General features: G+C 71.6%; 12 protein-coding genes. 6 read left to right on the top strand and 6 right to left on the bottom strand.

The annotated features are described in order from the left end of the window. Position 1: 1 nt before the first annotated feature. From ABGB01_RS35035 to ABGB01_RS35025, 3 genes are read right to left on the bottom strand one after another with little or no spacing between them, the layout of a single operon-like run. On the bottom strand, positions 2-868 hold the full coding sequence (locus ABGB01_RS35035; RefSeq protein ID WP_347777860.1) for an ABC transporter permease: 867 nt from the start codon (positions 866-868) through the stop codon (positions 2-4). Beyond that, on the bottom strand, positions 865-1791 hold the full coding sequence (locus ABGB01_RS35030; protein WP_347777859.1) for an ABC transporter permease: 927 nt from the start codon (positions 1789-1791) through the stop codon (positions 865-867). Before ABGB01_RS35030 ends, ABGB01_RS35035 begins: the two co-directional genes overlap by 4 nt. Beyond that, a complete protein-coding gene (locus ABGB01_RS35025) occupies positions 1788-2843 on the bottom strand; it encodes a LacI family DNA-binding transcriptional regulator (protein WP_347777858.1) in 1056 nt (351 codons plus the stop codon). Before ABGB01_RS35025 ends, ABGB01_RS35030 begins: the two co-directional genes overlap by 4 nt. 301 nt (positions 2844-3144) lie before the next feature. Between ABGB01_RS35025 and ABGB01_RS35020 the strand changes: the two genes are divergently transcribed. Continuing rightward, the gene (locus ABGB01_RS35020) at positions 3145-4845 is read left to right on the top strand and encodes a glycosyl hydrolase family 28-related protein (RefSeq protein ID WP_347777857.1); all 1701 of its coding nucleotides are present in this window, start codon (positions 3145-3147) and stop codon (positions 4843-4845) included. Positions 4846-4855: 10 nt separating this feature from the next. Beyond that, on the top strand, positions 4856-5860 hold the full coding sequence (locus ABGB01_RS35015) for a GDSL-type esterase/lipase family protein (protein WP_347777856.1): 1005 nt from the start codon (positions 4856-4858) through the stop codon (positions 5858-5860). Here ABGB01_RS35015 and ABGB01_RS35010 read toward each other — a convergent pair. After that, positions 5857-6753, bottom strand: a complete 897-nt coding sequence (locus tag ABGB01_RS35010) for a LysR family transcriptional regulator (RefSeq protein WP_347777855.1) — start codon at positions 6751-6753, stop codon at positions 5857-5859. The two genes, ABGB01_RS35015 and ABGB01_RS35010, sit on opposite strands and share 4 nt — an antisense overlap. A 175-nt stretch (positions 6754-6928) precedes the next feature. Between ABGB01_RS35010 and ABGB01_RS35005 the strand changes: the two genes are divergently transcribed. Next, entirely contained in the window at positions 6929-7783 is an 855-nt protein-coding gene (locus ABGB01_RS35005) for an SDR family NAD(P)-dependent oxidoreductase (protein ID WP_347777854.1), read from the top strand. Between the two features lie 86 nt (positions 7784-7869). Here ABGB01_RS35005 and ABGB01_RS35000 read toward each other — a convergent pair whose 3' ends face one another. Further along, the gene (locus tag ABGB01_RS35000) at positions 7870-8865 is read right to left on the bottom strand and encodes a MerR family transcriptional regulator (RefSeq protein WP_347777853.1); all 996 of its coding nucleotides are present in this window, start codon (positions 8863-8865) and stop codon (positions 7870-7872) included. Positions 8866-8948: 83 nt separating this feature from the next. On the opposite strand from ABGB01_RS35000, the gene ABGB01_RS34995 reads away from it, so the two are divergent. After that, positions 8949-9095, top strand: coding sequence for a hypothetical protein (locus ABGB01_RS34995; RefSeq protein ID WP_347623062.1), 147 nt, complete (start codon positions 8949-8951; stop codon positions 9093-9095). A gap of 109 nt (positions 9096-9204) precedes the next feature. Here ABGB01_RS34995 and ABGB01_RS34990 read toward each other — a convergent pair whose 3' ends face one another. After that, positions 9205-9999, bottom strand: coding sequence for an SDR family oxidoreductase (locus ABGB01_RS34990; RefSeq protein ID WP_347623061.1), 795 nt, complete (start codon positions 9997-9999; stop codon positions 9205-9207). Positions 10000-10090: 91 nt separating this feature from the next. On the opposite strand from ABGB01_RS34990, the gene ABGB01_RS34985 reads away from it, so the two are divergent. Together ABGB01_RS34985 and ABGB01_RS34980 are read left to right on the top strand one after the other, a co-directional pair. Continuing rightward, on the top strand, positions 10091-10699 hold the full coding sequence (locus tag ABGB01_RS34985; RefSeq protein ID WP_347777852.1) for a TetR family transcriptional regulator: 609 nt from the start codon (positions 10091-10093) through the stop codon (positions 10697-10699). Positions 10700-10730: 31 nt separating this feature from the next. Further along, positions 10731-12395, top strand: coding sequence for a PQQ-binding-like beta-propeller repeat protein (locus ABGB01_RS34980; protein WP_347777851.1), 1665 nt, complete (start codon positions 10731-10733; stop codon positions 12393-12395).

Raw genomic sequence — 12395 nt, 5'->3', positions numbered from 1 at the left:
GTCAGCGGCTGGCGCCGAGACGCTGGGTGAGATGGTCGCCGAGCAGGCCCGTGCTCACCACGAGGCCGGTCAGCGCCAGCCCCGGTAGCGCGGAGATCCACCAGGCGGTGTCCAGATAGTCCTTGCCATGAGCGATGACCTGGCCCCAGGAGACCGTGGCCGAGGGCAGGCCGAGGCCCAGGAAGCTGAGTCCGGCCTCGGACAGCACCGCGCCGGCGAACTCCGTGGTCGCCAACGCGGTCACCGGGCCGATGACGAACGGGATGACGTGCCGGATGATCACGACCGGGGTGGCGACCCCGATCAGCCGCGCCGCGTCGACATAGGGCCGTTCGCGCAGCGAGAGGGTGAGGCCACGGGCGAGCCTGGCGAAGCCGACCCAGCCGGCCACCGACAACGCCAGGACCACGACGAGCATGCCGCGCTCGAAGAGGCCGGCGATCACGATCGCCAGCAGGATGCCGGGGAAGGCCATCAGGACGTCGATCAGCCGGGAGATCGCGACGTCGGTCCAGCCGGCGAGGTAACCGGCGAGCGTCCCGAAGACCAGCCCCACCGCCAGGCAGGCGGCCACCACGGAGATCCCGATGATGATCGACGTCCTGGCGCCGTAGACGAGCTGGCCGAGCATGTCGCGGCCGGCGCCGTCGGTGCCCAGCAGGGCGACCGTGCCATCCGCTCGCGCCGCCCCGATCGGCAGCAGCCGGTCCGCCACGCTGGTCGCCACCGGGTCGTACGCGATCAGCAACGGGCCGATCAGGCCGACGAGCAGGTAGCCGGCGAGCACGACGGTGGCGATCGTGGCGACAGTCGGCGTGGACCTCAGGCGGACGGGCCACAACCGCGGCCGGACGGTTATCGCACTCATGCGCGTGCCCCCAGCCGTACTCGCGGATCGAGCCGGGCGGCGATCAGGTCCGCCGCGACGTTGCAGCAGACCACGATGACCGCGATGAGGAGCACGGCGGCCTGCACGATCGAGTAGTCGCGGTTGGTGACCGCCGTCACCAGCAACGAGCCGAGGCCGGGCCAGGTGAAGACGCTCTCCACGATCACCGCGCCGCCCAGCAGCGTGCTCACGTGCAGCGCCCCCACGGTCACCACGGGGGTCGCCGCGTTGCGTACCACGTGTCCGGTCACCACTTCGCGTGTGCTGAGGCCTTTGGCGTACGCCCGCTGCACGTAGGGCTCCGCCATGGTGTCGGCGACGCTGCTCCGGGTGATCCGGGTGAGGAGCGCGGTGAAGGGGGCCGCGAGCGTGAGCGCCGGGAGCACGATGTGCGCCGGGGTGCCGACGCCGGCGCTGGGGAGCAGCCGGAGCTGCAACGCCATCACCAGGATCAGCATGATCCCGATCCAGAACGGCGGCATGGAGTAGAGGGTCAGGGCGAAACCGGAGATCCCGCGGTCGATCCACCGGCCGCGATGGGCGCCGGCCAGGGCGCCGAGCACGACGCCCGCCATCGCTATGACGGTCGCGGTCAGGGTGAGCTCCACCGAGGCGGGCAGCCGGGACAGCACCAGCTCGACCGCCGGCCGCCCGAAGCGGTAGGACTCTCCGAAGTCGAGCGTCGCCAGCTGGGTCAGGTAGTGCCAGTACTGGATCGGCAGCGGCTGGTCCAGGCCGAGCCGGGTCCGGGCGGCCGCCACCTCGGCCGCCGTGGCATCCGGTCCGAGCAGCACTAGAGCCTGGTCCCCGGGGGCGGCCCGCATGATGAAGAACACCAGGGTGGCGGCCCCGAAGATGATCAGGACGCCGGTCGCCGCCGTGCGCAACGCGTACCTGGTCATCGCCGCACCACCCGGCTGATCGAGTTGCCGCGCACGTCCGTGCACGGCACGACCAGCTGGAGGGGCGGCTGCTCCGCGCCTTCGAGCAGGTTGACCAGCAGCTGCACCGCGGCCCGGCCGATCTCCACCCGTGGTATCTCGAACGACGTCCAGATCCTGGTCGCGGTCGGCGGCGGTGCGGAGCCGAGGAAGGCGACCGACAGGTGGTCCGGGATGCGCAGGCCGGCCGCCTCGGCGACGTCGGCCAGGGCGAGGCCGGTGGCGTTGTCCTCGGAGGGCTCGACCACGACCGCCGTGATCCCCTCCCGGACCCAGCCGGCGACCCGGTCCGTGCCGATGTCCTCGGCGCCAGAGGAGAACTCGACGACGAGGTCATCGGGGCGCAGGCCCGCGGCCTGCGCCCCCTGCCGCAGGCCGAGCTCGCGATCGTCGCCCGGTTCGGCGCCGTCGGTCTGCCGCAGGAGCAGGATCCGCTGGTGTCCGAGGGCGGCCAGCTCCTCCACGAGGGCCGCGGTCGGGGTGACGTAGTCGGGGGCGACGTAGGACAGCTCCGTCCCCTCTATGTCGCGCCGGCCGATGAAGACGAACGGGAAGTTCTCCTTGGCCAGGTTCGCCAGGTCGTCACGTGAGATGTGCCGGCCCAGCAGGACGCAGCCGTCGGCCTTCAGCAGCGCGTTGCGTCCTCTGGCGTAGACCCCGCCCTGGGCGGTGTTGGCCGAGGTGAACAGCAGCAGGTCGTAGCCGAGCCGCGCCGCCTCCTCCTCCACTCCGAGCAGGAACGGGTGGTAGAAGTCTCGCTGGTCGACCGGGAACACCGATTCGAACGTGTAGAGCCCGATGGTCTTGACGGTCATCCCGCGCAGTGCGCGGGCCGCGGGGTTGACGGCGTACCCCAGCTCTTCGATCGCCTGCTGGACCCGTCGGCGGGTCTCCTCGGCCACGGGCCCGCCCGGGCCCCCGTTGAGCACGAGGGAGACCGTGGCCTGGGAGACTCCGGCCCGCTGGGCGATCTCGACTTGGGTGGGGCGACGGGGCCCCGCTCGTTTGCGCATGGCGATCCACTTGACTAATACGTAACGACTCCAAGGCACTCTAGGGACCCGGAGGGGGTGCACACAAGGGGCAAATTTCCCCAAGATTACGTCGAGGTGTCGCAAAGCAGGCGTAGAACGGGCATCTTCCGCCTCTTGTAAGCCGCATATGACGTCTGTACGATCCACGATCTATACGTATCAACTCACATCACAGGAGGTAGAGGCCATGCCCGAGGGCACCGATCGTCGAGCGCTTTTACGGATCGGCGGTGCGGCACTGGGCGCGGCCGCGGCCACCGCGTCATGGAGGGCCTCCCCCGTGGCCGCCACGACCGCGGACCCGCCGGAGATCGTCACGCCCCAGCAGTTCGGCGCGCTGGCCGACGGGAAGCACGACGACACCGAGGCCATCGAGCAGGCCATCAACGCCCAGCGCACGCAGTACCGGATCGTCGTCTTCCCGCCGGGCACCTACCGGATCACCCGGACCATCGTCATCCCCGACCAGCCCGGCGAGAACTACAACCGCATCCAGCTGCGCGGTTACAGCACCATGACGAACCGCGCGTCCATCATCCAGGTGGAGCACGACGGCGTGGGCATCGACGTGCGGTGCTCGCTCGCCGCGATTCACGGCCTTGCCTTCGTCGCCCCCGCCAAGACCGAGAACAACCGGGCGCTGCGCTTCGCCGGCGAAGTCAACACCGACGACACCGACGCCGCCATCCTGCAGTGCACGTTCATCTCGTTCAAGCTCGCCGTCGAGCACGTCGGCCGCGGGCTGTACTTCTCGCACAACCTCGTCGCCCTCTGCACCACCGGCATCAGCCTCGCCTGGCCCACCGAGGGCGTCGACGGCGGCGGCGTGCACGTCCCGCCGTACGGGTTGCGCAAGTGGCTCATCACCAACAACCACTTCCACAGCCCGTTCCAGGCCATCGTCACCGAGGGAGCCGAGGACGCCGACTTCCGCGGCGCGATCATCCAGGGCAACCTGCTCGACATCGGCCGGCGCCTGCTGATCGGCAGCCTCACCAACTCCACCATCAGCGGCAACATGGTGGAGAAGGGCGACAACGGGCCGATCATCGAGATCACCAGCGGGGGCCACAACCTGACCATCGCCGACAACGTCCTCGGCGGGCTCGAACCGCCGCTGAACGACGGCCCGAGCGCCATCCAGTTCTCCAGCGGCGTCAAGGCGCAGAACGTCACCATCAGCGGGAACACCTTCAACTGGCTCAACCACTCCCCGATCCGGTTCGAGAACGACGCCAGCAAGATCACCATCGCGAACAACTCGTTCGACCACTGGAACCTCGACGGCAAATCCGATGCCGCCGCGATCAGGGTGGCCGGGAAGGCGAGCGCGTTCAGCGTCATCGGCAACGTCATCTCGGCCGACCCCGCCGACCGCCCGCCGATCATGACCACGGGCGGGCTGCACGAGTCACACGTCATCGGCAACGCCTCTGCGCACGTGCCGCTGGTCGCGGGCCCGGTGGCGGCCGACTCGTTCGTGCAGGCCGAACCGGGCCGGTTCAACCGGATGGAGGTCGCCCAGCCGCTGGGAGCGGCGGCGAAGGTGGTCAGCACCTCGACCGAGAAGCCCACGGTGGGCGAGGACCACTACGGCTCGTTCGTCGTGGAGGGCAACAACGCCAACCCGGGCGTCAAGGGCGGGCTGCGGGTGGTCCCGGTCAACCAGTCGGGATCGGCCGCCACCGAGTTGCTCTGCTCGACCACGAACACCAACGGGCTGGTCTCCATGACCTCCAGCGCCACCGGGCTGGTCCCGCCCGCCGACAACGCACGCGATCTGGGCAGCGCGGACCGGCGGATGCGAACCGTGTACGCGCACCAGGTGGCCCTGGCCGAGCACGCGCCCGACACGCTGCCGGACGCGGCCGGCCACACCGGAGGAATCATCATGATCCGCGATCCCAAGACCGGCAAGCGCGGCCTCGCACTCTCCGACGGTGAATCCTGGCGGAACGTCGTGCTCGGCGCCGAGGTCTGACCCGGCTCGCGTGGAGGCGATCCGGCTCGCTCCCGACGCCCGGCCGGACGTCTGGCGGGGCTGCCTGGCCTGGACCGAGGAGGGCGGCTCATGGCAACCGTGGCGGCTGCCACCGGACCGGATCGCCACCGCCCACGCTCCAGGCCTGGTCACGCGTGCGCGGATGCCCGCCGGCGTCCGCGCGGTCGTCCGTACCGACGCGACCGCTCTGGAACTGCGTACCCACGCGGTGGACGACGATGTGACGTCGCTGGACGTCGTCGTGGACGGCGCGCTGTGGCGGCGGACGGCGCTGACGGCGGGGGCGGCGACGAGCCACGTCGCGTTGCCGCCCGGGCCCAAGGCCGTCGAGGTGTGGTTGCCCCAGTTCGGCGAGATCCGGACCGGGCCCCTCGTCCTGCACGGCGCGACGTACGCCACCGCCGCCGACAAGGGGTTGCGCTGGGTCACGTACGGAAGCTCGATCACGCAGTGCCGCTCGGCCGCCGGCCCCGGCGAGACGTGGCCGGCTCTCGTCGCCCGGCGCCTCGGCTGGGACCTCACCTGCCTCGGCTTCGCCGGGGAGTGCCACCTCGATCCCATCGCCGCCAGGGCCATCGCGCGTACGCCCGCGGACCTGATCTCGCTGTGTCTTGGCATCAACGTCTACGGCAGCGCCGGTCTCGGCCCGCGGACGCTCACCGGCCAGGTGTCGGGGTTCATCCAGGCGGTTCGCGACGCGCATCCGCGGGCGCCCGTCGCCGTGATCTCGCCGATCGTCTCGCCGAGTCGTGAGCGGCTGCCCAACCAGGCGATGATGACCCTGGACGATGTCCGCGGCGCCGTCACGGACGCCGTGACCACGCTGCGCCGATGCGGCGAGAGCGACCTCCACCTCGTCGACGGGCCCGGCGTCTTCGGAGCCGGCGACGCTCAGCTCCTGCTCCCCGACGGCCTGCATCCCAGCGCCGACGGATACCGCCTCATGGCCGGGCGGCTCGCCCCCCGCCTGGCGGCCATCGCGCCCGAGCCCTAGCCGCCTGCCCGTCCCGGCTGCGCGCAGACGGCCAGGCTGTGGTGGGCGAACCGGCGTACGGACCGCACCTGGGAGTGGTCGCGGAGCCAGGCCAGGCGTAGCGGCACCGGCGGCCCGTCGCTGAGCGGGACGGCCCTGACGTCCGCCGATCCCGTCGCCGCCGCCGCGCGGGGCGTGCACAGGACGACGGCCTGCCCCAGGCGGACGACCGCCAGCATCTGCATGCCGTCGCTCACCACCGGCCCCGGACGCCCCGGCAGCCCGTCCGGCCAGAGCTCGGCGGCCATGCGCTGGAGGTCGTTTCCCCGCCAGCGCACCACCTGCTCGTCCGCCAGGTCCGCCGTGGCGATCGATTCCCTGCCCGCCAGCGGATGTGACGCCGCGAGCAGCACGTGCACCTGTTCCATGAGCAGGACCACGTTCTCCAGCGTCTCGTCGTCGAGCGACGCGCGCAGCAGCGCCAGGTCCGCCGCGCCGGAGCGCAACTGGTCGAACTGGTCGTCCGCGTTGCCGACCACCACACGTCCGGGCATCAGCGGCCGGGTCTCGTTGTACGCGTGCACGAGCTCGTTGAGCAGCCAGGCGTCGCAGCCGGGCCCTGTCACCGTCAGCGGAGACTGCGTCCCCGCCGCCCTGCGCGCCCGTGACATGGCGTGCCCGGCCTGGGAGACCAGGCCCCTGGCCTCGCCCAGCAGGACCTCCCCCGCGGAGGTCAGGCTCACGTCACCGGGGGCTCGGACGAGCAGTGGGGCTCCGACGTCCCGCTCCAGGGCGCGGATGGCGCGTGAGAGCGCGGGCTGGGTCATGGCGAGCCGGGCGGCGGCTCTGGTGAAGTTGCGTTCCTCGGCCACCGCGATGAAGTAACGCATCTGGCGAATCTCCACGTCGGCCACCCGCGCAGTCTCTCACGTGCGACTATGCCGCTGCGACATGGCGGCCTGCCACATCGGACCTTCCTTTCCCCCGGCGGCTGGTGTGTCCTGGACAGGCGCCGCGGCGCGGAGCCCTTACGGCCCGCGACCTCGATCGTGGCGCTCGTTCACCCTCACCCTCTTGATTGGATGACGCATGTCTGAGCATGCCCGCAAGGCGATCGTGACCGCGGGAACCGGCGGGATCGGCCTGGAGACGGCCGCGGGGCTGGCGGCACGGGACTGGGACGTCACCGTGGTGGGCCGCGACGCCGACCGCGGCGCCGCCGCGACGGCCCGGCTGGAGGAGGTCGCAGGGCGCCCCGCGGGCCGTTTCCTGCGCGCCGACCTCTCCTCCCTGTCCGGCACCCGCGCGCTCGCGGATCGGCTGGCCGCGGAAGGGCCCCTGCACCTGCTGGTCAACAACGTGGGCGGCATGTGGACCCGGCGCTGGGAGGGCGCCGACGGCATCGAGGCGAGCCTGATGCTCAACCACCTGTCGCCGTACGTGCTGACCGAAGCCCTTCTGGACGCGCTCAAGGCCGGCGCGCCCAGCCGCATCGTGAACGTGACCTCCTCTGCCATCATGGCCGCGGTGCCGGTGTTCGAGGAGGCGGAGCCGCCGGGGCCCTACTACGGCATGGCCGCGACGGGCCGGGCGAAGCTCGCCCACCTCGCCTACACGATGGACCTCGCCAAGCGGCTGGACGGCCAGAGCACGCAGGTCGTGGCCGTCGACCCGGGACCCGCCGCGACGCCCAACGCGGCGCAGATGACGATCGACATCCTGCCGCCTCAGATGCGACCGCTCTGGGACCAGGTGCAGGAGTGGGTCACCCGCCCGGTGGCGGAGGCCGCGGCCGCCGTCCTCGCCGCCTGCACCGGCCCCTCGCACGGGACGGGTGCCCTGATCGGCCCGTCAGGCGATCCCGACGACAGCCTGCGCCAGCACCTGACGGAGGACGTGGTGGCGGCCGTACGCGCGTGGACCCCGAGGTTGCTCGGCGACTGACGAGGGCAGGGCCGCCCGGCCGAGATCAGCGCGCGGCCCTTTCCAGAGCTTCCCCGGGTTGCGACGGACCGCGCGCACTCCGCGGGTCACCGGGCCGAGGCGCGAAGGGCCGAGGCGATCCACGTGAAGATCGCCGGATCGTCCTCGCCCGTGCTGGGCGGGGTGTCGTTGATCAGCTCCACCAGGGACAGGTATCTGCCGTGGGTGGCGTCGTACCGCTCCTCCTCCTGGGAGTCCTCGCGCCGCAGTTGCTCGACGAGGAGGAAGGCCCTGGCCAGCCGCTCACGTTGCTCGGTCGTGGACTGCGCGTCCATGGCCCCGGCGACGGCGCTCGCCATGCGGACGACCAGCTCCCGCGCCCGTGGCGAGTCCGGCGCCGTCCCCGATCGGTACGCCGCCACGAGCTCCTCCCCGATCTTCGCGCCGTCCTTGTGGATGAAGTCCCACACCGGCGCGGCGGCCAGGCTGCTCCCCGGGAAGGTGCCGTACGTGTCCTGGAGGTAGGAGCGGACCGCGCGGCGGAACTCCTCGCCCTGGACCAGGTCTGCCAGCTCGATCCAGGCTTCGAGCTGGGCGGCGGTGGGGTCCTCCGGCAGCCGCGGCCGCATCGTGCGCAGGCGGTCGACGAAGCCGGACGGCACGTCGAGACCCTCGCCGACCTCGTTCCAGAAGTCGTCGACGAGCCGCTCACGCTCCTCGTCGGGCATCGAGACGAGCTTGTGCATCAGAGCGGCCTGCGCGGCCGTGCCACCCTGCTTGACCAGCGTCCGCAACACCGCCCGCCTGGCCCGCAGATCCCGCTCCTGACGCTCGACGAGCTCCAGGTGCGTCACCACGAGGTCGTGCAGGGTCGTCTCGCCGTCGAGCAGCCGTCGGGCGTCGTCCAGGCCGGTGCCCAGGTCGCGGAGGGTGCGGACGAGTTCGAGCCGGGCAATGGCGCGGATGTCGTACAGCCGGTGGCCCGCCTCGGTGACGCGGGTGGGTGCGATGATCCCGGCGTCGGAGTAGTAGCGGATGGCGCTGACGTTCAGCCCGGTCCTGCGGGCCACGTCCCCGATGGCGTACAGCTCGTTGTCGTCCATGCCGCCACTATGGGATCTCAAGCAGCTTGAGTTGCAAGACCGCCGGAAAACCGGGTTGCCGTGCCGGCCTGGCATGCGCAACCGTGCGTGACGGGGTCGAGGCGATGCATCGCAGGACCCAGCGGGCCCGGCAGCTCAACTCGCACCGGTACGGCGGGCGCAAACCCGTCGTCGAGGACTTCCCCGGGGCGCCGCCGTTCCCCGAGGCCGGAGCGCCGCCCGCGGGCTAAGCCGTCACCGTCGAGGACGTCGCCGTGGACGGCACCTTCCCCGCGGAGGGGTTCGAGGAGCGCGAACAGGCCTGGGCGCGGGCCGCCGTCACGGCATGGGCCCGGCGGGTCAGCTGAGGACTTCGCCTCCGTCGACGGTGATGATCTGGCCGGTGACGTAGTTGTTGGCCATGAGGAAGAGGGCTGTGGCGGCGGCTTCCTCCGCGGTGCCGAAGCGGCCGAGCGGAGCGGTCGCCCCGGCGGCGGCGACCGCCTCGTCGGAGTCCAGCCCTGGCAGCGAGCGCAGCAGCGGGGTGTCGATCCGGCCGAAACGGACGGTGTTCACGCGCACCCGTGCGGGGGCGAGCTCCACCGCGAGCGCGCGGGTGAGGGTCTCCACGGCGCCGGTGACCGCCAGGGGGGCGGTCATTCCGGGAAGGGGGCGGACCACGAGGATCCCCGAGCTGAACGTGAGCGAGCCTCCCGCGGGAAGCCAGGTCGCCGCCGCGCGGGCGGCGGCGAAGGCGGCCCCGAGGCGGGAGTCGAAGGTCGTTCGGATGGCGTCGGCCGTCAGCCCGGTCACAGGGCCGGCGCCGCTGATGCCGCCGGCGGTGACGAGCACGTGGTCGGCCTGGCCCGCCCGGTCGAAGGCCTCGGCGAGGGTCTGCTCGTCTGCGCCGTCGCCGGGAACGCCCACCACGGCGTCGTCGGGGGCGTCGGCCCGGCTCGCGCTCCGTACTCGGGAGACCGCGGCCTCGAGCCGGTCGGGATCGCGGCCGACCAGCACGACCCTGGCGCCGACGGAACGCAGCAGGACGCCCGCGGCCAGCCCGATGCCCGAGCTCGCGCCGATGAGCACGGCGGTGGCGCCGGAGAGGGAGCCGGGCAGCGGCGAACGAACGGGGATGGGAGACGCAGCATTCATGGCGAAGCCTTTCAGTAAATAAACCATCCAGTTGTTTTATCAATCCTGCCGCCCGGGCGGCACGAAGTCAACTGGGTGGTTTAATTTCTCCATGGCCTACGACGCGGAGGACACCAGACGGCGGATCTTCGCCGCCGCCGCCGCCGAGTTCGCGCTGCACGGTCTGGCGGGAGCCAGGGTCGACCGGATCGCGACGAACGCCAGGGCCAACAAGCAGGCCATCTACCTCTACTACGGAAGCAAGGAGAAGCTGTTCGCCGCCGTAGTGCGGGCGAAGCTGCGAGAGGTCGGCGTCTCCGTCTTCATCACCCCCGACGCGGTGGCCGAGTCGGTCGGGCAGATGTTCGACTGGTATCAGGAACACCCGGAGCTGATCAGGCTGCTGCTGTGGGAGGCGCTCGAGGCGTCCGGCGAACCCGACGAGAACGAGCAGGAGCGCCGTGACGGTTTCCGCCAGAAGGTGCACCACCTCGTGGAAGGAGGCGTGGTCGCCCACCTTCCCGAGGAGGAGCGCGTCCGCGCCGCCCAGGACCTGCTGTTCACGATCATGGGACTGATCGCCTGGAACTTCGCCGTGCCCAGGATGTGCCGCACCATCCTTGACGAAGAGAGCGATCAGGCCGCCCTGGCCCGCCGCCGCGACACGGTGATCGAAATCGCTCGCCGGCTCGCCGCCTCCCCGGAAGGTGACAGGCACTGAGGGCGCTCCCCCGCCGCTACCCTTCCGACGTATGTCATCGTGGCGGATATACGCAGCGGTGGGCCTGCTGCTGACCACCGGCTGCTCGCTCCTCGGCGAGGACGCCGAGGACGTCCCCGACGTCAAGCGCGAGCAGACGTTCGCCACGGCGGGCCCCCGGCAACTCACCGACGCGGGCCCGGCCCCCGGCGTCATGCGGGAGGTTTGGCGCGTCAAGGGGCTCGGGCAAGGGGAGAACCGCCAGATCAGACTGGAGGGCGACCAGCTCTTCGTCACCGGCGCCGACGGCTTCGACGTCTACGACGCGGGCACCGGCCAGAAGAGGTGGCACTACCGCGAGCCCGGCCGCGAGCTGACCGGCTTCGCCATCACCGAGGATGACCTGGTCGTCGCCTCGCGATCCGGAGAAGGCAGCCACCTGACCGGGCTGGCGGCGGGCACCGGCCGGCTGCGGTGGGAGCGCGGCGGAGACGAGGGCACGCCGTTCACCGACGGGCCCGGCCGGCGCCTGGCCGTGGGCGAGGGAGTCCTACCGCTCCTGGTCAGAGCCGAGCCCTCCGGGCGTGACGAGGAGGAGAAGCCGGACGAGTTCCTCGCCCTCGACGCCGCCACGGGCGAGGAACGCTGGCGCCGGCCGCACCACACGCCGGGCGGCTGTCGCGTCGGCACCCGGTCTGCTGCCACCGACACCGACGGCAGCGTCCTGGTGTTCAGGGAGTCCTGCCGCGACGACCACTACCTGTACGCCTTCAACCCCTCGGACGGAAAGCCGCTCTGGTCGCGCACCGGCACGTCCGACGACTCCCGGGTGGGGATCTCCGTACGCGCCGGCGCCACGCTGATCGAACTCGACGAGCACACGCGCACCCTGGTCGGCCGCGACGACCGCGAGATCGCCAACCTGAACGGCATCGGCCGGTGCCTTGCCCCCTGCTCGCTGCGGAGCGTGGGAGACGACCTGGGGCTGAGGCATCTCGACGAGTCGCGCAACGTGGCCCTGTCGGTGATCGACGTGGCCGCCGGGCAGGTACGCACCCTGACCACGCCCCACGACACCATGTCCGTCACGGCCGGCGGGCGGTTGTACGGCGTCAGCGCCAAACTCGGGGGCACCCTGCTGCCCGCCCGCCTGAACGTCCTCGACGCGGCGACGGAACAGGTCACCACGATGCCCCTGCCCCTCAGCCTCGACTCCGACGTCGGCGCCCTGCGGTGGCTCGGGACCGCAGGCGGTCACCTGCTGGTGGCCACGTCGAAGGTGGACGACCTGGTCGCGTACGCCTCCGCCCCCACGGACGGTCCGCTGGAGCTGGGCGGCGTGGCCAAGGACGAGTGGCCGCAGGCGTGCGACCTGCTGAAGGACGTGCCGGGCAGGACGACAGCGCGCACGCCCATGGTGGAGGGGCCGGTCAGGATCGGCTCCCAGGAGCTGGCCAGGAGCCGGTGCCACGTGGACTACTCCGCGGGCGGGAAGGACGGGCAGGCCATCGCCGAGGTGTTGTGGGTGGCCGCGACCGCCGCCGAGGCCGACGGCCTGGTCAACGGCGAGGCGGGTCTCTACGGCGCCGACGAGGTGCAGCAGAGGAGCGAGGAGGTCGTCCTCGTGCGCAAGGGCCGCTTCGTCGTCAAGGTGCAGTCGCGGCAGGAGCACGATCTCCGGCGGATCGTCGCCGGGGTGGTCGACCGGCTGGGCTGA

Source organism: Nonomuraea sp. B5E05 (assembly GCF_039880665.1).
GTDB lineage: Bacteria > Actinomycetota > Actinomycetes > Streptosporangiales > Streptosporangiaceae > Nonomuraea.
Note: the sequence above shows the minus strand (reverse complement) of the source record. Positions and strands in the feature narration are given on the sequence as shown.